This is a genomic window from Gordonia sp. PP30, assembly GCF_023100845.1.
In the GTDB taxonomy this organism is placed as follows: domain Bacteria; phylum Actinomycetota; class Actinomycetes; order Mycobacteriales; family Mycobacteriaceae; genus Gordonia.
This window is the reverse complement of sequence record NZ_CP095864.1, coordinates 3,242,133-3,268,376: the sequence shown is the minus strand read 5'-3', so window position 1 is coordinate 3,268,376 and position 26,244 is coordinate 3,242,133. Positions and strand designations below refer to the sequence as shown.

Annotated in this window: 29 protein-coding genes; 12 read left to right on the top strand and 17 right to left on the bottom strand. The window is 70.8% G+C overall.

The annotated features are described in order from the left end of the window. Positions 1-216: 216 nt before the first annotated feature. From MYK68_RS15090 to cofD, 3 genes are read right to left on the bottom strand one after another with little or no spacing between them, the layout of a single operon-like run. On the bottom strand, positions 217-801 hold the full coding sequence (locus tag MYK68_RS15090; RefSeq protein ID WP_247864528.1) for an NUDIX hydrolase: 585 nt from the start codon (positions 799-801) through the stop codon (positions 217-219). Continuing rightward, positions 798-2,135, bottom strand: coding sequence for a coenzyme F420-0:L-glutamate ligase (locus tag MYK68_RS15085; RefSeq protein WP_247864527.1), 1,338 nt, complete (start codon positions 2,133-2,135; stop codon positions 798-800). Before MYK68_RS15085 ends, MYK68_RS15090 begins: the two co-directional genes overlap by 4 nt. Beyond that, the gene (gene cofD / locus MYK68_RS15080; protein ID WP_247864526.1) at positions 2,132-3,169 is read right to left on the bottom strand and encodes a 2-phospho-L-lactate transferase; all 1,038 of its coding nucleotides are present in this window, start codon (positions 3,167-3,169) and stop codon (positions 2,132-2,134) included. Before cofD ends, MYK68_RS15085 begins: the two co-directional genes overlap by 4 nt. Before the next feature lie 275 nt (positions 3,170-3,444). Here cofD and MYK68_RS15075 point away from each other — a divergent pair, with 275 nt between their 5' ends. Continuing rightward, on the top strand, positions 3,445-3,783 hold the full coding sequence (locus tag MYK68_RS15075; RefSeq protein ID WP_247864525.1) for a WhiB family transcriptional regulator: 339 nt from the start codon (positions 3,445-3,447) through the stop codon (positions 3,781-3,783). Positions 3,784-3,849: 66 nt separating this feature from the next. On the opposite strand, the gene MYK68_RS15070 is transcribed toward MYK68_RS15075, so the two are convergent. Beyond that, positions 3,850-4,344 (bottom strand): metallopeptidase family protein, encoded by a 495-nt coding sequence (locus MYK68_RS15070; protein ID WP_247864524.1) that lies wholly within the window; start codon positions 4,342-4,344, stop codon positions 3,850-3,852. Positions 4,345-4,416: 72 nt separating this feature from the next. Between MYK68_RS15070 and MYK68_RS15065 the strand changes: the two genes are divergently transcribed. The 3 genes from MYK68_RS15065 to manA all read left to right on the top strand — a co-directional run bounded on the left by MYK68_RS15065 (position 4,417) and on the right by manA (position 7,343). Next, positions 4,417-4,896: a DUF3499 domain-containing protein gene (locus tag MYK68_RS15065; protein ID WP_247864523.1), complete on the top strand. Its 480-nt coding sequence runs from the start codon at positions 4,417-4,419 to the stop codon at positions 4,894-4,896. A gap of 28 nt (positions 4,897-4,924) precedes the next feature. Next, on the top strand, positions 4,925-6,046 hold the full coding sequence (locus MYK68_RS15060) for a hypothetical protein (RefSeq protein ID WP_247864521.1): 1,122 nt from the start codon (positions 4,925-4,927) through the stop codon (positions 6,044-6,046). Positions 6,047-6,110: 64 nt separating this feature from the next. Continuing rightward, the gene (manA, locus tag MYK68_RS15055) at positions 6,111-7,343 is read left to right on the top strand and encodes a mannose-6-phosphate isomerase, class I (RefSeq protein ID WP_247864520.1); all 1,233 of its coding nucleotides are present in this window, start codon (positions 6,111-6,113) and stop codon (positions 7,341-7,343) included. A gap of 104 nt (positions 7,344-7,447) precedes the next feature. Here manA and MYK68_RS15050 read toward each other — a convergent pair whose 3' ends face one another. Further along, positions 7,448-8,680 (bottom strand): type VII secretion protein EccE, encoded by a 1,233-nt coding sequence (locus tag MYK68_RS15050; protein WP_247864519.1) that lies wholly within the window; start codon positions 8,678-8,680, stop codon positions 7,448-7,450. A 108-nt stretch (positions 8,681-8,788) separates the two neighbouring features. Here MYK68_RS15050 and eccB point away from each other — a divergent pair, with 108 nt between their 5' ends. Next, complete coding sequence (eccB, locus tag MYK68_RS15045) at positions 8,789-10,183, top strand: type VII secretion protein EccB (protein WP_247864518.1); 1,395 nt, start codon at positions 8,789-8,791, stop codon at positions 10,181-10,183. Positions 10,184-10,238: 55 nt separating this feature from the next. Here eccB and MYK68_RS15040 read toward each other — a convergent pair whose 3' ends face one another. Further along, on the bottom strand, positions 10,239-10,865 hold the full coding sequence (locus MYK68_RS15040; RefSeq protein WP_247864517.1) for a TetR/AcrR family transcriptional regulator: 627 nt from the start codon (positions 10,863-10,865) through the stop codon (positions 10,239-10,241). A gap of 172 nt (positions 10,866-11,037) precedes the next feature. Between MYK68_RS15040 and MYK68_RS15035 the strand changes: the two genes are divergently transcribed. From MYK68_RS15035 to MYK68_RS15015, 5 genes are all read left to right on the top strand, one after another. Further along, positions 11,038-11,574, top strand: a complete 537-nt coding sequence (locus MYK68_RS15035; RefSeq protein WP_247864515.1) for an NAD(P)H-dependent oxidoreductase — start codon at positions 11,038-11,040, stop codon at positions 11,572-11,574. 334 nt (positions 11,575-11,908) lie between these two features. After that, on the top strand, positions 11,909-12,178 hold the full coding sequence (nrdH, locus tag MYK68_RS15030) for a glutaredoxin-like protein NrdH (protein WP_247864514.1): 270 nt from the start codon (positions 11,909-11,911) through the stop codon (positions 12,176-12,178). A 61-nt stretch (positions 12,179-12,239) separates the two neighbouring features. Further along, the gene (gene nrdI, locus MYK68_RS15025; RefSeq protein ID WP_247864512.1) at positions 12,240-12,701 is read left to right on the top strand and encodes a class Ib ribonucleoside-diphosphate reductase assembly flavoprotein NrdI; all 462 of its coding nucleotides are present in this window, start codon (positions 12,240-12,242) and stop codon (positions 12,699-12,701) included. Between the two features lie 70 nt (positions 12,702-12,771). Further along, positions 12,772-15,015: a class 1b ribonucleoside-diphosphate reductase subunit alpha gene (gene nrdE / locus MYK68_RS15020; RefSeq protein WP_247864511.1), complete on the top strand. Its 2,244-nt coding sequence runs from the start codon at positions 12,772-12,774 to the stop codon at positions 15,013-15,015. A gap of 194 nt (positions 15,016-15,209) precedes the next feature. After that, complete coding sequence (locus tag MYK68_RS15015; RefSeq protein WP_247864509.1) at positions 15,210-16,550, top strand: tyrosine-type recombinase/integrase; 1,341 nt, start codon at positions 15,210-15,212, stop codon at positions 16,548-16,550. Between the two features lie 4 nt (positions 16,551-16,554). Here MYK68_RS15015 and MYK68_RS15010 read toward each other — a convergent pair whose 3' ends face one another. The 11 genes from MYK68_RS15010 to MYK68_RS14960 all read right to left on the bottom strand — a co-directional run bounded on the left by MYK68_RS15010 (position 16,555) and on the right by MYK68_RS14960 (position 25,315). Further along, the gene (locus tag MYK68_RS15010; protein WP_247864507.1) at positions 16,555-17,157 is read right to left on the bottom strand and encodes a hypothetical protein; all 603 of its coding nucleotides are present in this window, start codon (positions 17,155-17,157) and stop codon (positions 16,555-16,557) included. 84 nt (positions 17,158-17,241) lie between these two features. Beyond that, positions 17,242-17,394 carry a hypothetical protein gene (locus tag MYK68_RS15005; protein ID WP_247864505.1) on the bottom strand — a complete coding sequence of 51 codons (153 nt, stop codon included), beginning with the start codon at positions 17,392-17,394 and terminating at the stop codon, positions 17,242-17,244. 80 nt (positions 17,395-17,474) lie between these two features. Further along, the gene (locus MYK68_RS15000) at positions 17,475-17,900 is read right to left on the bottom strand and encodes a hypothetical protein (protein ID WP_247864504.1); all 426 of its coding nucleotides are present in this window, start codon (positions 17,898-17,900) and stop codon (positions 17,475-17,477) included. 14 nt (positions 17,901-17,914) lie between these two features. Further along, the gene (locus MYK68_RS14995) at positions 17,915-18,532 is read right to left on the bottom strand and encodes a hypothetical protein (protein ID WP_247864502.1); all 618 of its coding nucleotides are present in this window, start codon (positions 18,530-18,532) and stop codon (positions 17,915-17,917) included. Positions 18,533-18,546: 14 nt separating this feature from the next. Beyond that, complete coding sequence (locus MYK68_RS14990) at positions 18,547-19,152, bottom strand: hypothetical protein (RefSeq protein WP_247864501.1); 606 nt, start codon at positions 19,150-19,152, stop codon at positions 18,547-18,549. Between the two features lie 20 nt (positions 19,153-19,172). Then, positions 19,173-19,562 (bottom strand): hypothetical protein, encoded by a 390-nt coding sequence (locus MYK68_RS14985; RefSeq protein WP_247864499.1) that lies wholly within the window; start codon positions 19,560-19,562, stop codon positions 19,173-19,175. 241 nt (positions 19,563-19,803) lie between these two features. Next, entirely contained in the window at positions 19,804-20,952 is a 1,149-nt protein-coding gene (locus MYK68_RS14980) for a DUF2637 domain-containing protein (protein ID WP_247864498.1), read from the bottom strand. A 233-nt stretch (positions 20,953-21,185) separates the two neighbouring features. Next, the gene (locus MYK68_RS14975) at positions 21,186-21,428 is read right to left on the bottom strand and encodes a chromosome partitioning protein (protein WP_247864497.1); all 243 of its coding nucleotides are present in this window, start codon (positions 21,426-21,428) and stop codon (positions 21,186-21,188) included. A 94-nt stretch (positions 21,429-21,522) separates the two neighbouring features. Next, positions 21,523-22,170 carry a hypothetical protein gene (locus MYK68_RS14970; RefSeq protein ID WP_247864495.1) on the bottom strand — a complete coding sequence of 216 codons (648 nt, stop codon included), beginning with the start codon at positions 22,168-22,170 and terminating at the stop codon, positions 21,523-21,525. A 20-nt stretch (positions 22,171-22,190) separates the two neighbouring features. After that, positions 22,191-24,074, bottom strand: coding sequence for a helicase HerA domain-containing protein (locus tag MYK68_RS14965; protein ID WP_247864493.1), 1,884 nt, complete (start codon positions 24,072-24,074; stop codon positions 22,191-22,193). A gap of 44 nt (positions 24,075-24,118) precedes the next feature. Continuing rightward, positions 24,119-25,315: a hypothetical protein gene (locus tag MYK68_RS14960; protein ID WP_247864491.1), complete on the bottom strand. Its 1,197-nt coding sequence runs from the start codon at positions 25,313-25,315 to the stop codon at positions 24,119-24,121. A gap of 248 nt (positions 25,316-25,563) precedes the next feature. Here MYK68_RS14960 and MYK68_RS14955 point away from each other — a divergent pair, with 248 nt between their 5' ends. Further along, a complete protein-coding gene (locus tag MYK68_RS14955) occupies positions 25,564-25,773 on the top strand; it encodes a helix-turn-helix domain-containing protein (protein ID WP_247864489.1) in 210 nt (69 codons plus the stop codon). After that, complete coding sequence (locus MYK68_RS14950) at positions 25,770-26,006, top strand: hypothetical protein (protein WP_247864487.1); 237 nt, start codon at positions 25,770-25,772, stop codon at positions 26,004-26,006. Before MYK68_RS14955 ends, MYK68_RS14950 begins: the two co-directional genes overlap by 4 nt. The last annotated feature ends 238 nt before the right edge of the window (positions 26,007-26,244 follow it).

Sequence of the window (26,244 nt, the reverse complement as noted above, 5' to 3'; positions counted from 1 at the left end):
AGTCCTTCGGACTATTCGTCCTTCGGACGTCATCCGACTGAAGGCTGTTCTTGTTTGGGTCGCTCGCTTCGCTCGCCCAGTCGAATAGGTGCCCGGTAGTGCTCGCTTCGCTCGCGCTGCCGGGCACTTATTCGACTGGTCCGGCCCCGGACTCGCGTCGCTGCGTCCGGGGCCGGAGGGGCAGAGGGCCAGCGGGGGAACGGGCCGGAGAGGGACTTAGGGGAGGAGACCCTGCGCGCGCAGGGCGGTGCGGGCGTGGGCGATCAGCGGCGGGACCGTCACGGCGTCGACCTCGTCGGGGAGGGCGTCGACCGGCCACCAGGCGAGATCGACCGATTCGCTGCTGCGCACCGGCGTCGGCGGGATGCCGTCACCGGTGGCCGGGGCGACGGCGCCGAAGCGCACATCCAGATGTCGGGTCGGCTGTCCCAGCGAGCAGGTGATCGGGTGGGTGTGCAGGTGCACCGGCCCGGCGCTGAGCGTGAGGCCGGTGAGACCGGACTCCTCGGTCGCCTCGCGCAGTGCGGCCGCGGCGAGCCCGGGGTCGCCGGGCTCGCAATGACCACCCAGCTGCACCCACATGCCGACGCGCGGATGCAGGGTCAGGAGCACGTGCTCCCCGGTCGCGTCGAAGACGATCGCCGACGCTGTGACATGCCCGGGGACACACGCCCGCTCGCACGGATTCGCGGCGGCGTCCAGGAACGCCAGGTACGTGTGTCGCAGGGCATCCTGCTCGGCGTCCGGCGCGGTCCACGCGGTCAGCGCGGAGCGCGTCGACGCCGCCAATCGCTCGGTCATCGGAGCACCACCAGTCCTTCGGCGTCGGCGGGCCCGCGGAGCCCGGGATCGTCGGCCGGCCGGCCGATCGCGACGGCACCGAGCGGTGCCCAGTGCTCGGGCAGGTCGAGCACGCGCCGCACGGTGGGCGCGGCGAAGATCGTCGAACCCACCCAGCAACTGCCGACCCCGCGCACCGAGAGCGCGACCAGCAGATACCCGACCGCCGCGCCCGCGGCGACGGTGAACATGGTGTCCTCGCAGTCGTTGCGGCGGTCGTCGGGGTAGACGTGCATGCCGTCGCCGGTCAGCACCGGGATCACGAGTTCCGGGGCGTCGTACAGGATCTGCCCGCGCGCCACCCGCTTGTCGATCGACGACGCGGACTTGGCGTCGCCGGCCAGATCCGCGCGCCAGTCCTCGGCCATCGCGTCGAGGAGCGCCGCCCGCCGCCCGGCATCGCGCACCCAGACGAACCGCACCGGATGGGTGTGGTGCGGCGCCGGCGCGGTCAGCGCCTCGGCGAAGGCGGCGTGCAGGAGATCCGGATCGACGGCGCCGGGCGCGAACGCCCGCACGCTGCGCCGGGTGAGCAGCGCCTGGCGCCGGCCCTGCGCGAGCGCGTCGTCGGTGCCGAGCCGGAACATGTCCGACGCCGGGTCGCGCACCAGATCGCGGGCGTTGCTGCCGTCGTCGACCGGCGCCAGGCCGCGCACGACGGCGACCGGGATGCCGCCGAGTTTCCCCTTCACCAGGTCGGCGGCGGCGGCCAGCTCGTCGGCGACGGCGATGTCGGTGACCACCAGCGGATTCCCGTGCGCGTCGACGGTGCCCTCGTAGCCGTGCCGGACCGCGATCCCGGCCGCCCCGATCGCGACGTCGGTCTGCCCGGCCCGCCAGGCCCGCCCCATGGTGTCGGTCACCAGCACGGCCACGTGGCGGCCGCGGGCGGCGAACTCCGCGCGCAGCCGCGCCGCGCTGGCGTCGGGGTCGAGCGGCAGCAGCGCCAGCTGATCGGTGGCGACGTTGGATCCGTCCACGCCCGCGGCGGCCTGCACCAGGCCGTTGCGGTTCTCGGTGATCAGCAGCCGGTCGCGGCGGGCCACGACGCGCACGGTCTCGTCGTCGATCAGCTTGCGGCGCAACGCATCCCGCTCATCCGGATCGGACGGAGCGGGCACCGTGCGGCCCTCGATCTTGGAGAAGACCTTGCTGGTGACCACCACGACGTCGTCGTCGGCGATCCACGGCGCGGCCGCGAGCAGCTCACCCGCGAGGTCGCTGTCCGGGCCGAATTCGCCGAGTCCGGTCACCGGCCGGAGGGTCAGTTCCCCGGCCGCCGCGTGATCGGTCACACCGGCACCCCGCCGAGCGCGCACGCGGCGCGCACCATCGCGGCGGTGGCCGCCGGATCGGTCATCAGCAGCGGTGCCTCGGCGACGGCGATACCGTCGATCGGGGTGGCGGCCGCGGCATCGCCGGGGGCCACCAGCCAGCCGTCGAGCAGCCCGTTTCCGCCGCGCGCGCCGTAGTGCTCGGCGATCGCCCGCGCCGTCGTCGGCACGCCGATCACCGATAGACACTCGTCGGCCATACCGCGCAGCGGCTTGTCGTCGATCACCGGGCTGACGCCGACCACCGGCGCGCAGGTGCGGCGGAGCGCGGCACGGATCCCCGGCACCGAGGTGATGGCGCCGATCGAGACCACCGGGTTGCTCGGCGCCAGGAGCACGATGTCGGCCTCGTCGATCGCCGCCTGCACCCCGGGCGCCGGCGCGGTCTCGGTGCCCGGCTGCCCGACGTGGGCGAAGCTGTGGGTGGGCAGCTGCGCCCGGTAGCGCACCCACCACTCCTGGAAGTGCATGGCGATCCGTTCGCCGGGTTCGCCGCCGGGCTTGTCGACCACTACGTGCGTCTCGTGCCGGTCGTCGGTCACCGGGAGCAGCCGCACGCCGGGCTGCCAGCGCCGGCACAGGGCCGCGGCGATGTCGGACAGCCGGTATCCGGCATCGAGCATCTGCGTCCGGATCAGATGGGTGGCCAGATCGCGGTCGCCGAGACCGAACCAGTCGGGGTCGGCGCCGTACGCGGCCAGCTCCTCCTTGGCGTGCCAGGTCTCCTCGCGGCGGCCCCAGCCGCGGTCGGTGTCGATGCCGTCGCCCAGGGTGTACATGCACGTGTCGAGATCCGGGCAGATGCGCACGCCGTGCATCCAGGCGTCGTCGCCGACGTTGACGATCGCCGTGACCTCGTTCGCGGGCGCCGTGGCGACGGGCTCGCCGTCGGCGGGAGCGTCGACCGCGGGGAAGGGGGTGCGCCCGAAGACCTCCCGGACACCCTGCAGGAACCGGGCGCCGCCGACGCCCCCGACCAGTACCGTCACCTTCACATCGAACACCCTACTTCCGGCGGTCCCGGGTGCGCGGTTCCGGGCGGCGGAGGGGTCGTCCGTTTGCCCGACACGCCGAAAACGCTGAAAGTATGGCGCGCCGTGCAGCGCCGGCGACTTTCAGGTGATATTAAGGAATCTTCGCCGTTCGCTTGACCGTGGCGCCCGCTTCCGTGTGTAATCACAACTGTGTGATTCAGCGGACGCTTCGCCGCATTCGCTCTTGGGGATCGCACGACGCGAGACCCACGACCATATCGAGCAGGGAGGCGGCGATGACGTCAGCGGGCCACGGAACACAAACCGGTATCTCGTCGTCGAGTTCGGTCTTCACCACCGACGGCAGCCATCTCTCGGTGGTGCCCGAAGGCTTCGACGCGTTCATCGACGACGCCGAGGACCAGTGGCAGGAGCGCGCGCTCTGCGCACAGACCGACCCCGAGGCGTTCTTCCCGGAGAAGGGCGGCTCGACCCGCGAAGCGAAGCGGATCTGCCACGGCTGCGAGGTCAAGGCCGAGTGCCTCGAATACGCGCTGGGCAATGACGAGCGTTTCGGGATCTGGGGCGGCCTGTCCGAGCGGGAGCGCCGCCGTCTCAAGCGCGGCATCATCTGAGCCAGACATGACGAACCGGCCCGGCAGCGTGAGCTGCCGGGCCGGTGTCGTCTCCGGGGTGCCGAGTCAGAGTTCCGGGCCGTCCTCGACGGTCTCCTCGTCCACGCCCAGATAGGTGGCGATCTGCTGGATCAGTACCTCGCGGAGGATCTCCGGCAGTTCCTCGTCGCCGGTGGCCCGCAGCTCGATGGGCCGCCGGAACAGGATCAGCTGCGCGCGGGTCGAGCGCCCGCGGGCGTCGACGCCCGCGCCGATCAGCCGGGCGAGGGGGACCGGGCCGTCCGCGGTGACCTCCTCGGGCCACTGCACGGTGTCCAGGTCGCGGGGCAGCATGCGCGGGATGTCGTCGACGGCCACGTCGAGATCGGTGAGCCGGTCGTGCCAGAGCGCGTCGAGCTCGGCGAAGGCGGCCGTCGCCGCCCGGTCGAAGCGGTCGGCGCGGGTCCGGTAGGCGGGCACCACGGGCGGCAGCAGCGGGCCGCGCAGACCCCGGCCGTGCCGGTCGCGCGTGCGCCGCGGCGGGACGAGGAGCTCGCGCGGAGTCGCCGGTCGAAAGCGCATAGGCGGCAGTCTACGCGCGGCCGATGCGTGTCGATGTCTGCCCGCGGCGGTCCAGACGATAGGCTGACCTTCGTGAACGCTCCCCGTCAGTGCTGCCGTCCCGGGTGCTCGCGCCTCGCGGTCGCCACCCTGACCTTCGTCTACGCCGAGTCGACGGCGGTCGTCGGGCCGCTGGCCGGCGCTGACGAGCCGCACTCCTGGGATCTGTGTTCCGAGCACGCCGACCGGATCACCGTGCCCCGCGGCTGGGAACTGCTGCGCAGTGAGCGTGACTTCGTGCAGCCCGCCGAGGACCAGGACCTCACCGCCCTCGCCGACGTGGTGCGCGAAGCCGGTGCCGTCGGCGGCGGCCCCGGGCTGCCGCCGCTGCCGTCGTTCACCTCGCGCGCCGATGTCGACGCCGCCTTGGACCTGCGGCCGGGTCCGCGTCGCGGCGCCGACGAACCGGGCCGCCATCGCGCCGAACGGGAGTCCGCGCGGAGCGCTCCGGCCGCCGGTCCGCGCCCGGGTCGTCGTGGGCACCTGCGGGTGCTCCCGGACCCGGTTGACTGACCCCGCTCACCGCGCGCATCGTGTGACCATGCCCGCCATCATCGACGATCTGGACGACGTGGAGTCGCTGTACTCCGTCGACCGCGACGGTCTGCTGCGCAGTGCCGCGATGGCAGGTGCCCAGGTGCGCGCCGTCGCGGAGGCGCAAGCCGAGGGCGTGCTGGAACCCCTGTCCACGCTGCGGCCGCGGGCCGTCGTGATCGTCACCGGCGGCGGGACCGTCGGTGCGCGCGCGTCCGCGCTGGTGGTCGCCGCTTTCGGCGGGCGGATCGACGTACCGCTGGTCGTGGTGCCGGTGCTGCCCGGCTGGATCGGACCGCTCGACGTGGTGGTGGTGCTGGGCGACGACGCCGGCGACCCGCTGCTCTCCGACGCGCTCGCCCGTGCCGCGCGGCGCCGCGCCGAGATCGTCGTCCTCGCACCGCTCGAAGGCCCGCTGGCCGAGGCCGCAGGCGTCGGCCGCCGCGGGGCCGCCGAGTTCGTGAACCTCGCACCGCGGCTGTCGATCGATCCGCGCTTCCGGTTCACCGGTCACGTCGCGGGTCTGAGCGCCGTGCTGACCGGGCTCGCCGCCGTGCGGGTGGCGCCGCGGCCCGAGCCGCTCGCCGAGCTCGCCGACCGGCTCGACGCCGAGGCCGCCGTCGGGCATCCGGGTCAGGAGAGCTTCCATAACCAGGCGAAACTGCTGGCGATGCGCGCGGCCGGCCACGGACTGGCCTGGACCGGGGACACCCCGGCCGCGGCCGCGGCCGCCGCACAGGCGGCCGCCGCGTTCTTCGAGATCGGCGGCGTGCCCGCCGCCGTCGCCGAGGAAGCCCGGATCCTGGCAGTGCTCGCCGGCCGCGGTGCGCCGGCGCCGGCCGAATCGCTCTTCTACGACCCGGAGTTCGACGGACCGCCGGCGCGCGACCCGATCCGGGCGTTCCTGGTGACCCTCGCCGCGCGATCCTGGTTCGCCCACCGGCGCATCGGCGACCGCGCGGTCGACGTGGTGACCGAGCAGGTTGACGACGCCGGCCCGCCCCCGGCGAACCCGTCCGGCGGGGCCGAGGCGCTCGCCGATACCCCGGCCGATCTGGGCGCCTACCTGGTGATCGTCGTGCGAGCCCAACTCGCCGCGGCCTACCTGGCGCTGACCGGGGCAGAATGAATGAGACGATGGCGGGGCCGAACACGGGGACACCGGGTGCGGGGATGACGGACAGGACGCTGGAATGAAGGTGCTCAAGGGGGTGGTACGCCCCTACGCGTGGGGTTCACGCACCGCGATCGCCGAACTCCAGGGCCGGTCCGCGCCGTCGGCCCACCCGGAGGCCGAGCTGTGGTTCGGTGCGCACCCGGCGTCGCCCGCCCGGCTCGACGGCACCCCCGGCGACCTGCTGGCCGTGATCGACGACGACCCGGCCGCCGCGCTCGGCACGCGCACCGCCGCCGCCTTCGAGGGACGGCTGCCGTTCCTGGTGAAGGTCCTGGCCGCCGACGAACCGCTGTCCCTGCAGGCGCACCCGAGTTCCGAGCAGGCACGGGTGGGATTCGCCGCGGAGAACGCCGCGGGCCTGGCCCCGGACGATCCGCGGCGCAACTACCGCGATTCGTGGCACAAGCCGGAAGTGGTCGTGGCGCTGAGCGACTTCGAGGCGCTGGCCGGATTCCGCGACCCCGCGGTGACCGTCGAGCTCCTGCGCAGCCTGCAGGTCCCCGGCCTCGACTCGGCGCTCGGCATGCTCGTCGGAGCGCCGGACCGCGACGGGCTGCGGGCGGTCTTCACCACCTGGCTGACGCTGCCCGAGCCGGTGATCGCCACGCTGGTCCCGCAGGTGCTGACCGGTGCGATCGCGGCCCTGGAGCGCGGCGCGACGCCGTTCGCCGACGAACTGCGCGCGGTGCTCGAACTGGGGGAGGCCTACCCGAACGACCCCGGCGTGCTCGCCGCCCTGCTCCTGAACTTCGTGCGCCTGCGTCCCGGGGAGGCGATCTATCTGGCCGCCGGCAATCTGCACGCGTACCTGCGCGGGTCCGCGGTGGAGGCGATGGCCAACTCCGACAACGTGCTTCGCGGCGGACTGACCCCGAAGCACATCGACGTGCCCGAACTGCTCCGCGTGCTCGACTTCCACCCGGTCTCCCGCGCGGAGCTGATGCCCGACATCCAGACCGTCGGCGCCGAACGGATCTATCTGACGCCGGCCCCCGAATTCCGGTTGTCCCGGGTGGAACTCGACGGCACCGCGCTGCGCGCCCCGGCGAGCGTCAGCTTCGACATGCCCGGTCCGCAGATCCTGACCGTCACCGCCGGCCGCATCGAGGTGGCCGGTCCGGACGGCCGCCGCTGCACCGTGCGATGCGGCGACGCGCTGTGGCTGGCCGACTCCGATCCCGATGTGGTGGTGCACGCCGCGTCGGCGCACGCGGTGTTCTTCCGTTCCCGGGTACCGCTGACTGGCTAGTCCTGGCGCACGTAGCAGCGACCCGGAACAGAAGCAGCGTTCGCGAGCGCTGCTTCCGTACGCCAACGCTGCCACGTCCCTCGCCGGCTCCGGGGATCTCACGCTCACGCCCGTAGCAGGGCGTCCTCGGCGGGGGTGCCGACCAGGCGCACCGGGATCGAGCGGCCGCCGCCGACGGCGACGGCCCGTCGTGGGTCGGACGGATCCTGGTGCAGGGCAGGCGATTCCGGCGGAGCGTCGACGACGGTCCCGGGGCCGGCCACCCGCAGCACGGTGTGCCCGTCGAGAGGGCCGAGGCGCCGATCCGGCCGGTCGTCGACCAGCACTCGCGCGGTGCCGCCGGAGGCCGCGTGCAGGAGCGCGGGGTCGCCGACCGCGTCGATCAGGCCGGCCCACCGCTCGGGACTATCGGTGAACACCGCCGCGGAGACACCGGTCGCGGCGAGCCGGGCGACGATCCGCCGGACCAGGTCGAGTTCGCCGGTGATCGTCGCCTCGGCGATCCCCGGGCCGGCCAGGCGCAGGCCGATCGGGTGACCGGCGTGATCGGCGCCGACGATCGGGCCGGAACCGCCGCAGGGCAGGGCGGCGGCGGTGAGGGCGGCGACGGTCGCCGCGGGAAGCGCCGGACCGTCGGGGTCGAGAGAGACCCGCGGCTCGGGGCGGCCCGGCCGCCAGAGGAGAGTCGCGGTCCGCGGCGTGCCCGCGCACTGCGCGGTCAGGGCACCGATCAGGGCACCGGGATCGTCGTGCCCGGCGTCCGGCGGGTCACCGGCGATCGGGTCGGTGGACGGTGCCGCGGCGGTCAGTTCGGCCGCGGTCAGCGCGGTCACGGCGAGGCCGCCGGACCGCAGCAGCACCGCGAGCCTGCGGGTCGCCGAGACGCAGGCCCGCAGTGGTGCGGCGCTGCCGGAACCGTGCCGGGCCACCAGCTCCGGGTGTGCGAGCGGGGCGAATCGGAGCCGCAGCTGGACGCCGCGGTCCGCCGCGATCGAGAGCGGGCCGGTCAGCCCGCGGTAGGCGGCCGCGGCCGGGCCGTCGCCGACGCAGCCGGAGCCGCGACAGCTCACGGTCAGCTCGGTGGCCGCGGCGTCGGGGTGACGCATCCACTGCGCCACCAGGGCCAGCGGCAGCACGGCGCCCGGCCCGAGGTCGGGCCACGGCCGGTCGACGCGGTGGGGGCGCGCGGGACCGGGGCCGACGGTGAGCGTCGTGAACAGGGTGCCGGACTCGTGGCGGACGCCGAGGAAGCCGTCGCCGGACGGTACGTCGAACGGTGACGACGCCGCGGTACGGCGGCGTCCCGGCGTCGTCGCGCGCGATCGAAGGACCCGCATGACCGCCTCCCCCGAACGACCGTCGTTCCCGCGCTTTCGGCGAAAGTGCGTGGCAACACCGTAACCCGGCACTACGGTGGCGGCACGGCGTTTGATCGGGGGAGCACGATGCCGAGACAGTTGACGACGCGCGCACAGGTCAGCGGCTACCGATTTGGATTGTCCCGCGCCGAACACGCACTGATCCGGCGCGATGCGCGCATGCTGGCCGACCCCATGCGATCGGAATTGCGCGCGCTGATCGGCGGCGCGGTGATCGCGCTGGTACTGCTGGCCGGGGCGGGGATCTACGGGATCATCCGGCCGGCGCCGTCGGTCGCCGATGCCGAGATCGTCGCCGCCGACACCGGCGGGCTCTTCGTTCTGGTCGACGGCGTGATGCATCCGGTGCCGAATCTGGCCTCGGCGCGGCTGGTGATCGGGGAGCCGTCGCCGGTCAAGAACGTCACCGCGCGCTCGGTGAGCGCCTACCCGCGCGGCCCGTCGCTCGGTATCCCGGGCGCACCGGCCGGGCTGCCCGGCCCGGCCGACCGGCGGGAGTCGACGTGGACGGTGTGCGACGATCCGGCCGGCGGCACGGCGGTGATCGCCGGCCGGCCCGCCGCGCCACCGGCCTCGGCGCGGGCGGGCGTGCTGGTCCGGGCCGGCGACGAGGAATGGCTGCTGTATCAGCTGCGGCGGGACTCGGTGGCGCGGCCGGTGCGGGCGCGGCTGCGGCCGGAGTCGGTCGCGGTGCGCCGAGCGCTCGGGCTCGACGGGGTGGCGGCGCGGCCGGTCAGCGCGGCCCTGCTGAACGCGTTCCCGGCCGAACCCGAACTCGCGGTGCCGGAGATCCCGGGGGCCGGCGGGGCGGGTCCGGCGACGCTGCGCGAAACGCCGGTCGGCACGGTGGTCCGCTCGCTCGGCGTCGACGATGCGCCGTCGTACTTCGCGGTGCTGGCCGACGGCGTCCAGCCGCTGACACCCGTCGCCGCCGAGGCGCTGCGCGGCGCGGACGCGACGGCACCGGGCACGGTGACGCAGGTGGCGCCGGCCGCGCTGGCGTCGGTGCCGGTGGTGCACAGGCTGCCGCTCGATGGCTTCCCGGAGGCACCGCCCGATCTGACCGAGAGCCGGGCCGCCGGCGCTGAACCGGTGCTGTGCCGGTCGTGGTCGGCGGTGGCGGGCCGGCCGGGGGTGCGTGAGAGTCTGCTGGTCACCGCGCATCTCCCGCTGCCGGGTGGTGCGCGGGTGGTGACGCTCAGTGCGGCCGACGGCGGCGGTCCCGGGCTCGACGGCGTGTACCTGCGGCCCGGGACCGGTGAACAGGTGGCGGTGCCCGGTGGGCGGTACTACATCACCGACGCGGGTGTCCGCTATCCGATCGCCGACGCGGACACCGCGCAGATGCTGGGGCTGCCCGCCGAGCCGGAACCGGCGCCGTGGCCGGTGGTGTCGTTACTGCCGGCCGGGCCGCAGCTGTCCCGGGAGGCGGCGCTGGTGGCGCGTGATCTGCCTCGGTGACGGGTGCGGTCTCGACTTCGCCAGACCGTCGTGCGGGTCTCGACCGGCGCGGGGCTCAGCGGAGGCCGGCGGCCAGGAGCCGGACCATCCGTTCCCAGTCGTCGGCGATCTGTTCGGCGGTCAGGCCGATCACCTCGATCACGTGCCGGACGGCGATGGCCTCCAGCGGCGCCTGGATCGCGATGGCGACCGTGTCCAGGCCGCCGGGATAGCCGAGCTCGGAGAGCAGATACTGCACGTGCAGGGTGGACATCCGCCACGCCGGGTGGTTGAGACGATCGGGATCGTCGGAACCGGCCTCGAGCAGGATGTCGAGGTGGGCGATGGTGAGCTCGAGGCGGGCCCGGCCGTAGGCGATCAGCCGGTCGAGCGGGGGTGCGCCCGGGCCGAGGGGTTCGGGGCCGGACAGATAGTCGTGCTGAAGCGCGTGCTCGGAGTGATCCAGGAGCGCCATCATCAGCCCGGTGCGGCTGCCGAACCGGCGGAAGACGGTCCCCTTGCCCACGCCCGCCTCGCGGGCGACCGCATCCATGGTGACCGCCGCGGCGCCTTGATCGTCGATCAGGGTCTTGGCGGCGGTCAGCAGCAACTGCCGGTTGCGGGCGGCGTCGGCGCGTTCGCCTCCGGTGTCGCTCCCGCGGACCAGCGGCAGCGACACGGGCTGCCCGAGTTGAGAGGACATGTATCGAGAATATCGTGGTGGCGCCGTGTGGCCCGGTGTTCCCCGGTCGTTCTGCGCGCCGAAGTGCCCGGAAAGTGACGGGTCTCACTGATTCCAAAGGAAGCCAATAGGACCAGGGTCCGTTTCACTCAGGGTGAGCAACAGTGCTGTTTCCCCTGATTGGAGTCCGCTCATGTCTGATGCTGTTCGCACCGTCGTCGTCCTCGTCGGCAGTCTGCGCCGGGAGTCGGTGAACCGCCGGCTGGCCGCGCACCTGGCGGCCGAGGCGCCGGAAGGCGTCGATGTCCAGATCGCCGACGGCCTCGGCCTGCTGCCGTTCTACAACGAGGACATCGACGTCGACGGGCGGCGCGGCGACGCCGTGGAGGCGTTGCGCGCGCAGGTCGGCGCCGCCGACGCGGTGCTGCTGGTGACCCCGGAGTACAACGGTGGACTGCCCGCCGTCCTGAAGAACGCCATCGACTGGCTGTCCCGGCCGTACGGCGCCGGCGCCCTGAGCGGCCGCCCGGTCGGCGTGGTCGGTGCGGCGCTGGGCCGCTTCGCGGGCACCTGGGCGCGCGAGGATGCGCGGAAGGCGGCCGGTATCGCGGGCGCCGAGGTGATCGAGGCCGTCGAACTCGGCCTGCGCAGCGCGGAATTCGACGAGGCGCTCATCGAGGCCGATGCGGTGTTCGAGGCGCTGCTCGGTGAGCTCGTGGCCGCCGGCTGAGTCCCTCCGGCGACGGGGATCGGCCCCGCGGGCCCGCACCGAGAACCGGTGCGGGCCCGCCGTCGTTTCCGACACGCCGAACACGCCGAGACACGCCGGAACGCCTGTGGACTACTTCCTGTTCACCTGGGACTTTCACGAATGTTATTCACAAGCAGTTGTGGTCGATGGAAATGTCGGACACAAGGTGTAGTGTTTAGGGTGTCCGGCGGGGAGATATGGCCCACAGCGCCGGTTCGGCGCTCCGGCGGTGAACTACACAGTGGTGATTCTCCGCGGAGAAGCCGCCGGACGTCATACGAAGAGAACAGTCATCCGATCGAGGGAGTCCGCTATGGCCATCACCGTCTACACCAAGCCGGCTTGCGTGCAGTGCAACGCGACCTACAAGGCCCTCGACAAGCACGGCCTGGAGTACGACGTGGTCGACATCAGCCAGGACGACGAGGCGCGCGACTACGTGATGGCGCTCGGGTACCTGCAGGCGCCGGTCGTCGTGGTCACCGGCGCCGGGAGCGCAGCGAGCGGGCCGCTGCTCTCCGACGAGCACTGGTCGGGCTACCGTCCCGATCGCATCAAGGCCGTCGCCTCGCGCGCGGCCTGATCGCCGGGACGTCGTCGTGTCAGTCGCCGAGGCCGTCGCGGGTGGAACGCAGGTTCCGCCGGTGGGTGATCCGCGGCTGCCGCTGGTCGTCTACTTCTCGTCGGTCTCGGAGAACACCCACCGCTTCGTGATGAAGCTGGGGGCGCGGGCGCAGCGGATCCCGCTGCTCGACCGCGCGGGGGAGTTCCGCGTCGACGAACCCTACATCCTGATCTGCCCCACCTACGGCGGCGGCAAGATCTCCCAGACCGGCGGCCTCGAGACCCATGCGGGCAGCGGATACGTCCCCAAGCAGGTGATCCGCTTCCTCAACGCCGAACACAACCGCTCCCTCATCCGGGGCGTGATCGCGGCGGGCAACACGAACTTCGGTGAGGAGTTCGGGGTGGCCGGCGAGATCATCGCCCGCAAATGCCAGGTGCCCTACCTCTACCGCTTCGAACTGATGGGGACCGCGGACGACGTCGACCGCGTCCGCGAAGGCCTCGCCGAGTTCGCCGCCGGACCGTCGTTCGCACGCTGACGCGCGCCGCGCCGAAAGTCCATCGTCTTTTCGCTCCACACTTTTCATCGCTCGACCAGCAGGAGTTTCCTTGTCGCCCACCGCAGTTCCCGTGACCGATGGTCCCTCCGACACCACGGTGTCGGCGAGTGTCTCCGGCGTGCACGCCGGGCCGGCCGGGCACGACCCGGCCGAGCTCGACTACCACGCGCTCAACGCGATGCTGAACCTGTACGACGCGGACGGGCGGATCCAGTTCGACAAGGACCGCGAGGCCGCGCGGCAGTACTTCCTGCAGCACGTCAACCAGAACACGGTGTTCTTCCACGATCTTGACGAGAAGCTCGACTATCTGGTCAAGGAGAACTACTACGAGCCCGAGGTCCTGGAGCAGTACGACCGCGAGTTCGTGAAGCTGCTGTTCGGGCACGCCTACGCGAAGAAGTTCCGCTTCCCGACCTTCCTCGGGGCGTTCAAGTACTACACCAGTTACACGCTGAAGACGTTCGACGGTAAGCGCTACCTGGAGCGTTTCGAGGATCGTGTGTGCATGGTGGCGCTGACGCTGGCCGCCGGTGACACCGCGCTGGCCCGGAACCTGGTCGACGAGATCATCGACGGCCGGTTCCAGCCGGCCACCCCCACGTTCCTGAACTCGGGCAAGAAGCAGCGCGGTGAGCCGGTCTCGTGCTTCCTGCTGCGCATCGAGGACAACATGGAGTCGATCGGGCGGTCGATCAACTCGGCGCTGCAGCTGTCCAAGCGCGGCGGCGGCGTGGCCCTGCTGCTCTCGAACGTGCGCGAGCACGGGGCGCCGATCAAGAAGATCGAGAACCAGAGCAGCGGCGTCATCCCGATCATGAAGCTGCTGGAGGACTCGTTCAGCTACGCCAATCAGCTCGGCGCGCGCCAGGGCGCCGGTGCGGTGTACCTGCACGCCCACCACCCGGACATCTACCGGTTCCTGGACACCAAGCGGGAGAACGCGGACGAGAAGATCCGGATCAAGACGCTCAGCCTGGGTGTCGTGATCCCGGACATCACGTTCGAGCTGGCCAAGAACAACGACGACATGTACCTGTTCAGCCCGTACGACGTCGAGCGCATCTACGGCAAGCCGTTCGCCGACGTCAACGTGACCGAGCTGTACCACGAGATGGTCGAGGACAAGCGGATCCGCAAGTCGAAGATCCGGGCGCGCGAGTTCTTCCAGACCCTCGCCGAGCTGCAGTTCGAGTCGGGCTACCCGTACATCATGTTCGAGGACACGGTGAACCGGGCGAATCCGGTCGAGGGCAAGATCACCCACTCCAACCTGTGCTCGGAGATCCTGCAGGTGTCGACGCCGTCGACCTTCAACGACGATCTCTCGTACTCGCATGTCGGCAAGGACATCTCCTGCAACCTCGGGTCGATGAACATCGCCAAGGCGATGGACTCGCCGGATCTGGGGCTGACCATCGAGACTGCGATCCGCGGGCTCACCGCCGTCGCCGATCAGACGTCGATCGACTCGGTGCCGTCGATCCGCCGCGCGAACGAGGAGGGGCACGCGATCGGCCTCGGGCAGATGAATCTGCACGGCTACCTGGCTCGCGAGCGCATCTTCTACGGCAGCGAGGAGGGCATCGACTTCACCAACATGTACTTCTACACGGTGCTGTTCCACGCGCTGCGCGCGTCGAACAAGCTCGCGAAGGAGAAGGGCCGCCCGTTCGCCGGCTTCGAGAACAGCACGTACGCGTCCGGCGAGTTCTTCGACAAGTACATCGATCAGCCGTGGGAGCCGGCCACCCAGCGGGTGCGTGAGCTGTTCGCGAACGCCGGGCAGTCGGACGGCAGCCTGTTCGCCAGCTCGGGGATCGCGATCCCGACGCAGGACGATTGGCGTGAGTTGAAGGCGTCGATCCAAGAGCACGGCATCTACAACCAGAATCTGCAGGCCGTCCCGCCGACCGGGTCGATCAGCTACATCAACCACTCGACCAGCTCGATCCACCCGGTCGCCGCGAAGATCGAGATCCGCAAGGAAGGCAAGATCGGCCGCGTCTACTACCCGGCGCCGTACCTCACCAACGACAACCTGGAGTACTACCAGGACGCCTACGAGATCGGCTACGAGAAGATCATCGACACCTACGCCGCGGCCACGCAGCACGTCGACCAGGGTCTGTCGTTGACGCTGTTCTTCAAGGACACCGCCACCACTCGCGACGTGAACAGGGCGCAGATCTACGCGTGGCGCAAGGGCATCAAGACGCTGTACTACATCCGTCTGCGCCAGATGGCCCTCGAGGGGACCGAGGTGGAGGGCTGCGTGTCCTGCATGCTCTAGGGGTGCTGTAGCTAACTCGCTGGCCAGGGGAAACATCCCCTGGCCAGCGTTTTTGTTCCTGGGGTCGCGTAGCAGCTTTTGCGCCCGATCAGCAAGAATGGGCACCGCGGGTGGCACGTACGTGGCACGCGGGATGGCACATGGCACGGCGGAGGGTGGCACGCATGGCACGGTAGTTCGGGAACATCCGGAAGTTGCCCAGCGGCCGGTACCAGGCGAGGTACCCGTCGCCTGTCGACGGGTCGAGCACGCCTGCACCGACGACGTTCGGGACGAAGAAGGCAGCGGCGGCGTACCTCGCGGAAGTTCAGACCGACATCGAGCGGGGCAGGTGGAAGTCAGCGGAACAGATCGCGGCCGAGGAAGCCGAAGCAGCGGCGGAACGAGCCGGGACCCTCACCATCGCGCAGCTGGGTGACGTGTGGATGGAGTCGATCCCCAGCGAGAACCACCGAGTGATCTCGGCGTCGCGGCTCCGACGGTTCATCAACCCGGAGCTCGGAGACATCTTCGTCACGGAACTCACCCGGGAGCGATGCGAGAAGTGGCATCGCGACATGGAGGAGCGACTGTGCCCCGGTGCTCCAACGCAGCGGACTCGTACATACGCGGCGCTCCACGCGATGCTGAAGCTGGCGGTTCACATGGACCTGATCGCTGCGAGTCCACTCCGGATCAAGGGACTGCTGGTTGACCGGCCAGCACGCGAACCACAGACCGCGACACCGGCCGAAGTCGACGCACTTGCTGCGGCGATGCCACTCGAACTGGCGATGTTCCTGCAGATCTCTGCTTGGTGTGGGCTCCGGCTCGGAGAGGTTAACGGGCTGCAGATCGGAGACATCGCGGTGGACCGGGCCACGCCCGTCCCGCTGCGACCGGTCGTCCGAATCCAGATCCGCCGACACGTTGTGCAGGGGAGAGGCACCGGCTCGATGAGGATCGTTCCCGGCTCCAAGGCGACCGGCAGAACCGAGAGCGTCGTGGTCCCACCGCACCTCCATGCTGCGCTCTGGGAGCACATCGAGAAGTACGCGCGCAAGGTCGAGCCGCGGTGGGTGTTTCCGGGGACACGAACGGTGGACATGCCCGTCGGGCCGGCGACCGTGGACCGGCGGTGGCGGATCGCGCGAGGGACGTGCGACATGGAGCATCTGGTCTTCCACGACCTGCGGCGCACGTCGTCGACCACCGCAGCGATGGCCGGTGCGACAGTTGGAGAGTTGAAGGAACGGCTCCGCCATCGCACCTCGGAAGCGGCCGAACGCTACATCGTGTCGGCGCGCGGAGCGGACGCGGACCTGGCTGCGCGTATGAGCCAACATGCTGCGAACCCGCACCGCACTGCGGTTCGGGCTGAGTCCGGAGTCGGAGTTGCGGACATGCTCGACGAGGCAGCGGTCGACGCGGTGATCGACACCCTCACCGACCTCATCGAGCGCGTGCGGGGGAGCGGCGACGCCGAACTCGCACGTCGTCTTGTTGAGGGAATCGACACAGTGCACGCCGAGGTGCACGAACTGGTCGAACAGTAGATGGTCAGGCGGCGGCCTCGATCGCGGCCACCGTCTCCATGACCGCGACGCGCTCGATCAGCACGTGCCACTTGTTCCCGACGGCCATCGCGATGCTCGCTCGGGTCGCCTCGTCCAGCTCCGCGCGCCCGGCGGAGGCCACAGGATCAGCGTCGAGCACGGAGTTGACGAACGCCGTCGCCTCTGGATCGGCGCCTGCGACGTACCAACGCACATGCGCTACGGCGAGTGCGCCGGCGAACGCGAGTGTGGCGGTCGAGGCTTCGGTCTCCGCGAACAGCTCGGCGGTGGCGCGGTGGTACACGAGCTCGGCTTCGGTCAGCTCGGGCACCTCCGTCACGGCGGCGAGTTCGGTCACGTCGTCCCACACCTCCGTGAGCCAGTCTGAGAGCGTGAGCATTGTGAAGGGGCCGACCTCCGTCGCTGCGGCGTGCGTCACCGGGTCCGAGCTCAGCTCGGAGATCAGCTGGCACGCGACCGTGGCGCCTTCCGCCTGCGCGCGGTGCATCGCAGCGGCCACCGCCCCGGCGTACGCGGTGACGGCGGCGGGCGCGTCGCTGTACTGGGCGATGGTGTAGGCGGCGTACCGGTAGGCGTTCTCGGTCATGTTCTTCTCCTGGTTCCTGTGTCCCGGCGGTCGGGGCGCGACACCCACTCGGTGGCGGATGCCGCACCCTCACCGTCGGGTCAGCTACAGATCCTCGATGCGGATCTTCGCCTTCGCGGCGTCGATTTCCTCGCGGTGCGCCGCCACCCACGCAGCGTGCTCAGGGCTCTGGCGTCGCTCGCGATCCGCGACCTCTTGCGGGGCCGGGTCGCGGCCGATGTACTCGTCTTCGGTCATGTCCTCTTCTCCTTCTCTCTGGTCCGGCGGACCCCCGCGATCCGTGTCGTCGCCGACACGGGGCACGGCCGCTCGTCGGGTCAGCGGGACGGGTCGACGCGGCAGCCGGTGACGGCCTTGGTTGCCTCGGCCGGGGCGGGCTCGAGCGCACCGGTGCCGTCGTTCTCCGGCAGCGCGTAGGTCCGTCCGTCGACGCGGAGCACCCTGACGCAGCGGACGCCAACCGAGACCCGATCGGTGACGACGGCGGGCGTGCACCCGGCGCCGACACCGTCGAGGCGATGCAGGTTCTGGTCTCCCGGCGCGGCCGTCCAGGTCCGGCCGTCGAACCCGACCACCGACAGCTGGCACGCGTTCCCGACGACCCTGTGCGCGACCGCGGCCGGCGGTGCGACTCCCTCTTCGTGACGCGGCGTGAACGCGAGCGCCAGCAGCACTCCCAGCGCGAGAGCGAGCGCTGCGACGAGGGTCGTACGGCTCGTGATGATGCTTCGGAACTTCCTCATGCTTGTCTCCTGTCTCAGTTCGCCGGCACGCCCGGCACGGTCTCGCCGTTGGTGCAGCCATATCCGCGCTGAACCAGCGACAGCGCGTCGCCCTTCGCACTCGGTCCGGTGGAGCGGTTGAGGAACCACTCGGTACCGTCGGCGAGACGGACCCCGACGTTGCAGACCGGGTTCAGGCCGTTCGGCATCGCGTAGATGAACGGCCTCCCCTCACTCCGCGCAGCCTCGGTCGCCGTAGTGTCCAGCGGCGCGGTGGGAGCCGACGCGTTGGGATCGGGCACGGAGCGGCCCGAGCAGCCGTACTGCGCGTAGTCGGTCTCGAACGCGGCGCCACTCGCCGGCACCGCGTCGCGGTTGAGGATCCAGGGGCTCGGGTCTCCGGGCACAAGCAGCGCCGCGTGACACGCCACGCTCGCGCCGTCGGGCAGGCCGACCAGGTACGGGCGACCGGCGCGGATTGCGGCCTCCGCGGCGACACGGTCCATGCCGGTCGCGAGCCGGAGCTCCGGCACCGTGACGGTCGGAGCAGTGCTGCTGCTCGGCGCCGAGACGGGCTCGGTAGAGGTGCAGCCGGCGAGCGTGACGGTGACCGCGGCGAGGGCGATGGTGGCGATGTTGATGTTTTTGTTCATGGCGTTCTCCTGTCTCAGTTGGTCGGGGTCGTGGGGCCGTTGGTGTCGCCGCCGGGGCGCACGTCGTCGATGTCGAGCACCTCGCCGCTCTTGCTGATGTCACTCGGCACCACGTACCGGGTGCCGTTCACCCGCACCAAGGTGCGGCCGCCGTCGGTCCAGCGGTACGGCACCGTGACCGATGCGTCGTCGTTCGTGGGGATGTCCTGCGCGGGGTGGCACGCCCACAGATCGCTGCGGCCCGGAACCTCGCGGAAGCTGCTCTCGGCGTCGGTGTCGTGGATCAGCGCGCCGCCGCGGGTCGCGTACATGCGCCACAGCGATCCGTCAGGCAGGCGCACCCAGCTGCAGCCCGCACCCCACGAGAAGGCGAAGGGGCGACCGTCTTCGGCGGCGGCGAGTGCCAGACCGCGTTCGACCGGTCCCGGGATGCCGGCATCGGCGTTCAACCGCAGCTGACGCTTTCCCTCCTCACCCTTCGCCTTCGCGTACGCGCGGATGGCGCCACCGGTGGGCGTCGCACTGCTGCTCGGTGCCGAGGTGACCTCGTTAACCGGGGTGCAGGCGGCGGTGAGGACGGTCGCCGCGGCGAGCGCGACGGCCGGGATGAGCTTCTTCATGTTCTTCTCCTTGTTCGTGGTCAGCTGACGGGGCGCAGTGCCACGCCGCGCTCGGGGATCGGGTTGGGCAGTTCGAACGTCACGCCCTTCACGCGCACGAGGGTGCGGTCACCGTCGCGCCAGCGGTAAGGCGACGTCACTGACGGGTCGTCGACGGTGGGGATGCTGCCCACCGGGTCGCAGGTCCGCGCCGACAGAGCGCCGGGGTAGGTACGGAACCGCGTCTCGTCCTCGCGGCCGCGGAGGAGCGTGCCTCCGCTGTCGCCGTGGAGGGGCCACAGCGCGGCGTCCCACGTGCGCAGCCACATGCAGCCCTCCTGCCAGGCGAAGGCGAACGGCAGCGCCTGGCGTGCCGCGTCCTCGGCTGCGACGCGGTCCACGTTCGCGGGGAGAGCGAGGACACCGTGCATATCCAGATCCCGCTCTTCATCTCGGCCTTCTTCACCTCTAGCTCGTCGTACGGCGAGGCCGAGCTGCTCGGCGCCGCGGTGGGCTCGGCGGTGTTGGTGCCGCACGCGGTGGTCAGGGTGAGGGCGGCCGCAGCGAGGGCGATGGGGACGAGGAACTTCTTCGTGTTCATCACGGTTCCTTTCGAAGGAGGGAAGGGTGCTGCACCCGATGTCGGTGGGGTGGTGAGCGGAGGGTCTGGGGTTAGGCGAAGGCGGGCTCGGGCTCCTCGGCGGTGGTGTCCAGCGCTTCACGCGCGGCGACGAGCTTGGCAATGGTGCGCTTCGCGGCGACCCTCGCCGAAGCGATCTCGTTCTGCGACCACCCGGCGTCGAGACGCGCGTAGACCTCGGCGATGCGCGACGCGGGCAGCTCGGATGCACCGGCCTGCACCACCTTCTTGGCCTGAGCACGGTGCACCGCCTGCACCACCGGCGCCTGCTCCGCCTCCTGAGTGGTGCGCTGGCGCACCTGCTGCACCACCGGGGTCTGCACCGCTTCGCTCTGTGCCGGTGCATCGGCGTGCACCGCGGCGAGACGGGGCCGCTCCGTGGTGTGCACCGGCTGGGTCTCAGACTCCTGGAGCACTGGTGCACCAGGCCGGTGCACCACCTCGTCATCGCTGGTCACGGTCGGTGCATCAGCCTGGACCACGGGCTCCCGGGCAGTCTCTGCTGCCTGGGGCACCAGCTGCTCCACGGGCTCCGGTGCAGCCTTCGTGGACTGGTGCACCGCCTGCGCCTGAGCGCTCTGCGTGAGTCGGTGCACCGGCTGCTCCGCGGTTGTGGAGGGGCCGCGCCACCATGCGAGCACCCGCTGCGGGAGCGAGGCACGGATGGCCTTCGCCTTGCGTCGCGGCTGCGTCGCGGCCACAAGCCCCACGGTGCAGACCGCGATCAACCCGTCGAGGATCAGCGGGAACAGTGCGGCGTCCGCCCATCCGTACCCGTAGCCGATCGCGAGGTCCCTGATCGCCGCGAAGCTGAGGCGGAACGCCGCGCCGGCCAGCAGCACGATCGCCCCAAGGAAGAACCAGAACACCGTGCTCCGGTCCGCAGCTGCTCGGGTCCATGCGGCCATGAGGTGGAAGAGGCCGAGCAGAGCGACGGGTGCCAGCATCGCGAACAGCACCGGGCCGACCGCCGCGGGGGTGAGTCCATGGGTGACCAGGGCGTGCGCGATGTTGGCGGCGACGCTGGCCACCGTCGCGGAGACCAGCAAGGTCCAGAGGATGGCGCGGACCTCACGCAGGGGGTCCAGCGCCTTGTCGGCGAACGTCATGCTCTTCTCCTCGATATGCGCTCTCACCTGCGGAAACGGTGGCACCGGCCACTTCGGCTGATCGACGGCCACAGTGGCGGCTCCTGCCGACCACTCCGGCTGATCGACGGCCACGGGCGATGTAGCGGGTGTTGTGGCGGTCCTTGTAGCGCGGGTTGTAGCGGAACTCGGGTTGGGTTTCGACTCGTCCGGACCCTCGAAGCCGGGGTATACGTGCAGGTCGCGGGTGTGGAAACAGGTACCCACCCCCTCCGAGGAGGCGTCCGGACCGGTCGCGTTGATCGGCGCTTGTAGCGCAGGGTTAGTCACGCCGCGGCCTCTCGCTCGACACGTGCGTCCGCGATCAGCTGACCCACCGCGTGGCGACCGAGCCCGATGCGATCGGCCAGGGCGCGCTCGGAGACGCCGGTCTCCGCGAGCAGGAGGAGCAGCCGGCCCAGACGGCGACGGCGACGTGCCTCGCCCCGGACCCACCGCTCTGCGGCTGCGAGTGCGCGTTCCGCGTCGAAGGGATCGTCAGGGTGCGGGTTCAGTCCCTGGGCGGTCACAGTGACGACAGCGGATAGTGCCTTGGCCGCGCCGCGCCGCGCAGCGCGTCGGTGGCGGCGGCCGCGGCGGTCGGGTCTGTGGTCAGGAACCTGGTCATCGGGGCTCACCACCGATTGCCTCGGCCACGGCGGTGGCCAGGACCTCGGGGTCGACGCTGTCACCGGGCGACACTCCGTGAGCACCGATCGACTGTCCCTGTGCACCGGCCGCATCTGCCGACGTGCCCTGACCGACGTTCCCCGTGTACCGGACGGCGGAATCCGTGGGATTCTGTGCCTCCTGGTCGAGTTCGTGCAGGTCAGCGAGGTGCACCGGCTTCCATTCGCCATCAGACTTCTCCAAGTCGACGCCGCGGTACCGCGCCGCGGTGCCGGAGAGCCAGTTGCTCAGCGTCTGCGGGCGCACTCCGTGCGAGCCGCGGGCGGTGGTGGTGACCGCCGCTCCGCCGAGCACAGCGGCCGCCGTCACGTCGACGACTGCGGCATGGATCTCGCGCTCGGCGGCGGTCCAGCTGGCGACCGCCGCGATCATCTGTGCAGGACTCGGGTACTCGGTCTCGGACAGCGCCTTGAGTGCGGCGGCGGCACGGCCGATCCGCTTCACCGCCTCGCGGGCGGCGGCACGGCCGATCCGCTTCACCGCCTCGCGGGCGGCGGCACGGCTGAGCTCGGTCGAGGCCTGGACCTTGCTCGGGGTGGGGCTCTTCTTCAGGTGCGCAGGGAGGGTCGGGTACGAGGTCATGGTGTGGTCTCCGTTCGGGGTCAGTTCGTGGTCGCATGGACCAGTGACAGGGGCTTGCGGCCGGGGCGATAGCTCCGGGAGGTGGGGTCGTAGATGGCCGCGGCGGGGTCGGGCGTGCCGTCGGGCAGGTCGAGGATCTGCACTGGCAGCGTGTCGCTGCTCGGATCCGTTGCGGGAGTCCAGTCCTGCCAGCTCCCGTCGCCGCCGAGCTCGTCGCCGCGGGGGAACCGCCAGCTGATCCGGCGAGGACGTGGAGCAGCAGCCACTGCACGCTCCATCGCCTCCGCTGCGGGGCCGGGCGGATTGAAGAACGCCTGGAACATCGAGATCGTCATGTCGCCCTCCTCGTTCACGTCGGCGACGAGGCTGCGGCCCTTGATCTGCGGGTTGATCCCGTCACGCACCTGCGTCGCAGCTGCACGCTGGTCGGCGAACAGCGCGGCGAGATGCTTGTCGTCCGGGCGGCCGACCACGACCTGCGTGCGGAGGTTTCCGCGGAGCTCGCCTGGTAGCGCAGAGATGTACGCGTGCTGCCCGACCAGGACCACGAAGACCTTCAGCTCACGGGCCTCCGCAGCGAGCTGTTCCATTCGTGTGCGGGTGACCTCGGCGGCGGCCTTCTGCTCCTTGGTGCCGCCGTTGAGCGTGTGGAGCCAGCTGCCCCATTCGTCGAAGACGAGCACCAACGGGGTCGGCTGATACTCAATGCCCTCCCGCTGCAACTGCTCCTGCAGCACCTGCCTGACCCGATACTCGTCGTGCGCGTACTGCACTGCGCGGTGCAGTGAGGCCTGGCTGCCGGCGCAGTATCCGATGATCCCGTTGCGCCCGCTGAGGGCGATTTGCCGCAGGTCCTTGCCTGCGCGGCCGTCGGCCAACAACACTGACGCCCCTTGGAGGCAGGCGGCGTCGACGAGCGCGGTGACCAGCGTTGTCTTGCCTGACCCGGTGCCGCCGAAGATCGCCATATGCGGGGTTGCTGCCTGCGGTACGAGGATCGTGCTGCCGTCGCCGCGCACGCCGAGCGGGAGCACGAAATCCTTCGCAGCGACGTGTCGCTCAGCGGTGGTGCGAGGTCGGACGAACAGCGTGGGCGACATTGGATTCACCGGTGGGAAGTCAGCGTCGACTCTTTTGGTATTCAGGTGCAGGACCGGCCGTACGCCGCGCTCCGTCACCTCGAGGTCAGGTGCGTTGAGCGACTGGCGCAGCGCTGCCCGAGCCCGCTTCACGTGCTCGATCGTGAGCCCTCCGGGGAGCTCCAGCACGACGTTGCCCCCACGCGGGTCTTCCGAGAACTCCGTGCACTTCGGTCGCCTCTTCTTGCCCTTGACCGAGCCCGGAACGCTGAGCCCGGCTGCGTCCCAGACGGCCGCACGCGACTCGGGATCGTCGTGGAACGTACCTGCCTTCCGGCCGTGCGAGGCCCATGCATCGACGGTCGCGCCGACCCCGTCGCGCCGCAAGGTGAAGACATTCCCGCCGGCCCGGACGGCGGAGAAACCGCCGAGGTTTCCCTGTTGCTCGATCGCCGCGAGCATCGCGTGCGCGATCGGCCGCCCCTTCACACCGGCCGGCGGCTGCACGGTCGCCGCGACGGTCTCGCCCACTACGCCGACGGCGAGCTGGGTGCCGGCGGGAGCGATGGGCTCGATCACCCGGCGGAGACGATCGGCGACCCAGTCGGCACCGCTGAGGCGCGGCGTCTCCGGGCCCTGCGTCGTCTGCGCGGGCAGCGGACGCGCCGACTGGATCTCGGGCAGCAGGTCGATGTACCGCTCGGCCTCGACCTGCAGCGCGCGCTCCTGTGCCTCGGCAGCGTCCTTCTGCGCGGCGCGCTCCCGCTCGGCCTCGATCTCGGCGTCGTCCTGTTCGGAAGCGTCGACGGTGTCGGGCGCGGGCACGTCGATGTCCTCGAAGAGGAAGCCGAACTCATCGGTGCTCATGATCACCAGTCCTCGTCGTCGCTACCGGTGGGCGCGGGTGCATTGGTCTGCTCCTGCGCGGTGGTGAGGTCGCGGTTGCTCAGGGTGATCACGTACTCATCCGTGGCGTGGGCCCGCACCCATCCACCCGCGTGACGCACCCGAGCAGTGCGGAGAAGGAGTGGAGTCACCGCGGCCAGTTCAGTAACACCGACGGCGAGGGAACGGGGGCGGACCACGACTGCCGCGTCGCCGGTCTCGAGGACCTCGACCCGCGCAAGATCGGCACCGGGGACGAACACCTCGGTGGTTCCGTTCACACCGGGTACGCGGCTGTTCCGCTGCTCGACCGAGCCCAGACGGCTCGCCTTGCAGGCCTCGATCCACGCGGCCTCCGCGGCGGCCCAGCTGCCGTCCCGCGAGACCAGAGCGGCGGCTGCGCTGCCGGGGATCAGCTGCACGTGGCCACCCATGCGGTGGTAGCGGATCGCATCCTCGTCACTCATGCGGGGCTCGGCCGGGATGACCGGTGCGGGAGCGGGAGGTGGCGCGACCCCCAGGTTCAACGGGTCGTACTCACGCGGGTCGGGGCGCTGCATCGCGGCGTTCAGCCGGGCCATCTCCGCCTGGTGCTGCCAGGCCTGATCCGCTGCGGTGTACCCCGACTTCGCCATGTCCGCGTGCTCGCTGCGCTTGATGCCGATGAGCATGATGGGGACGCCGATCACCGCGGAGAGCAGTGCGCCACCGATCCCGAACGCGCCCCAGCCCATGGCGATGATGCCGGCGCCGACCATGAACGCGGCGACCGCCCGTTCGCTCCCGGCTTCGGCACGAGCGGCACCCGCGGCAGGACCGTGGGCGGCTCGACCCTCAGGCGTCTTCACCGCGGTGTACGCCCAGACGATGCCGCCGATCACCGCGAGGGCGAGCCCCAGGAAGAACGAGAAGCCGATGTCGGGGAGGCCCTTCATCCAGTCCGGCGAGTCGATGCCGCTGATGCCACCGGAGCCGCCGGTGGAAGTCGGTGCGGGGTCGCACCACGCCCTGTTGTAGTACGGGCTGTCCGGAGCGCAGACATCCACCGTCGGGTCGGCGTAGGCCGTGTTGGGCGTGGCGAGCACAAGGGCTGCTGCAGTGAATGCGCTGGTCAGGAAGCTGACGCGGCGCGGGGACGTGACACTCGTTTGTCGAGGGCTGCGGTGGCGGCGGTGGGTCATGGCAACCATGGTGGGCGAAGGTTTGCACCGTGCACAACGTTGGAACCCGTTGCGGCACAGTCGGTTTGGCGTTCGTAGGCAATCCATGGCAACCGCGGGCACGCGATGCCCCGTCAGAAAAAAGTCTCTGATGCGACACGCTCCTGACCAGGGGCTGGAGGATCGCTCGCCGCTCAAGGGTCCGCCCTGGCACCCTCTGCGGGACAGCGTCGGTTGCACCGGCGCACCGAACCGGAGAAGGGACCGGGATGACGCAGAGCAGTCTGTTGAGGAAGGTCGGCTACCGGCCGAGCGAAGTCGCGGATGCGACGGGGTTCAGCCTCCGCACGATCCGTCGCAGGATCGCAGAGGGCGAGCTCGTCGCGTACCGAAGTGGCGCGGCGATCATCGTGTACCCGGAGGACCTGGAGACGTGGTTGCGATCGCTGCCGCGCGTGGCGACGGGAGACGCGGCATGAGCACCGAGTCGATCCGGGGCACCGCCGAGGCCATGTACCGCGCAGCCCATCCTGAGGACAGAACCGGAGCCGCGATCGTGGCATGCCGCGCCGCCGCACGCGTTGCGAATCCTGATCACGCCGTCAGCTTCACTATCGGCAAGGTCGCCGACGAGGAGAGGAGCCGGGCGTCGGAGATCGACGAGTGGCTCGACAAGGAGTGGTCGCGGATCGTTTCGGGAGCGCACCCGTGATGGGCCCGGCGCAGCACCCGCGGATCAGCTGGTGGCGTCGGCTGCTCCTGACGTGGAAGGCGCGACAGGAGGGACGTTAGTCGCCCCAGACACGCGAAAGGGCCGGTTCGTGGCCGGCCCGATCGCTCTCAAGTAGTACCCCCCGCCCGCATCACTGAACGGAAGGACGTTCTCATCATGGCATACCTTGCCGATCTCACAAGCCCGACGCACGACACGCCGACACCGGTCACCGCAG

Bases quoted from the DNA above. Each gene is read 5' to 3' on its own strand.
- MYK68_RS15090 (WP_247864528.1), bottom strand. From the start codon at position 801: ATGACCGAGCGATTGGCGGCGTCGACGCGCTCCGCGCTGACCGCGTGG.
- MYK68_RS15075 (WP_247864525.1), top strand. From the start codon at position 3,445: ATGACGTCAGCGGGCCACGGAACACAAACCGGTATCTCGTCGTCGAGT.
- MYK68_RS15070 (WP_247864524.1), bottom strand. From the start codon at position 4,344: ATGCGCTTTCGACCGGCGACTCCGCGCGAGCTCCTCGTCCCGCCGCGG.
- MYK68_RS15060 (WP_247864521.1), top strand. From the start codon at position 4,925: ATGCCCGCCATCATCGACGATCTGGACGACGTGGAGTCGCTGTACTCC.
- manA (WP_247864520.1), top strand. From the start codon at position 6,111: ATGAAGGTGCTCAAGGGGGTGGTACGCCCCTACGCGTGGGGTTCACGC.
- MYK68_RS15050 (WP_247864519.1), bottom strand. From the start codon at position 8,680: ATGCGGGTCCTTCGATCGCGCGCGACGACGCCGGGACGCCGCCGTACC.
- eccB (WP_247864518.1), top strand. From the start codon at position 8,789: ATGCCGAGACAGTTGACGACGCGCGCACAGGTCAGCGGCTACCGATTT.
- MYK68_RS15040 (WP_247864517.1), bottom strand. From the start codon at position 10,865: ATGTCCTCTCAACTCGGGCAGCCCGTGTCGCTGCCGCTGGTCCGCGGG.
- MYK68_RS15035 (WP_247864515.1), top strand. From the start codon at position 11,038: ATGTCTGATGCTGTTCGCACCGTCGTCGTCCTCGTCGGCAGTCTGCGC.
- nrdH (WP_247864514.1), top strand. From the start codon at position 11,909: ATGGCCATCACCGTCTACACCAAGCCGGCTTGCGTGCAGTGCAACGCG.
- MYK68_RS15010 (WP_247864507.1), bottom strand. From the start codon at position 17,157: ATGACCGAGAACGCCTACCGGTACGCCGCCTACACCATCGCCCAGTAC.
- MYK68_RS15005 (WP_247864505.1), bottom strand. From the start codon at position 17,394: ATGACCGAAGACGAGTACATCGGCCGCGACCCGGCCCCGCAAGAGGTC.
- MYK68_RS15000 (WP_247864504.1), bottom strand. From the start codon at position 17,900: ATGAGGAAGTTCCGAAGCATCATCACGAGCCGTACGACCCTCGTCGCA.
- MYK68_RS14995 (WP_247864502.1), bottom strand. From the start codon at position 18,532: ATGAACAAAAACATCAACATCGCCACCATCGCCCTCGCCGCGGTCACC.
- MYK68_RS14990 (WP_247864501.1), bottom strand. From the start codon at position 19,152: ATGAAGAAGCTCATCCCGGCCGTCGCGCTCGCCGCGGCGACCGTCCTC.
- MYK68_RS14985 (WP_247864499.1), bottom strand. From the start codon at position 19,562: ATGCACGGTGTCCTCGCTCTCCCCGCGAACGTGGACCGCGTCGCAGCC.
- MYK68_RS14970 (WP_247864495.1), bottom strand. From the start codon at position 22,170: ATGACCTCGTACCCGACCCTCCCTGCGCACCTGAAGAAGAGCCCCACC.
- MYK68_RS14960 (WP_247864491.1), bottom strand. From the start codon at position 25,315: ATGACCCACCGCCGCCACCGCAGCCCTCGACAAACGAGTGTCACGTCC.
- MYK68_RS14955 (WP_247864489.1), top strand. From the start codon at position 25,564: ATGACGCAGAGCAGTCTGTTGAGGAAGGTCGGCTACCGGCCGAGCGAA.
- MYK68_RS14950 (WP_247864487.1), top strand. From the start codon at position 25,770: ATGAGCACCGAGTCGATCCGGGGCACCGCCGAGGCCATGTACCGCGCA.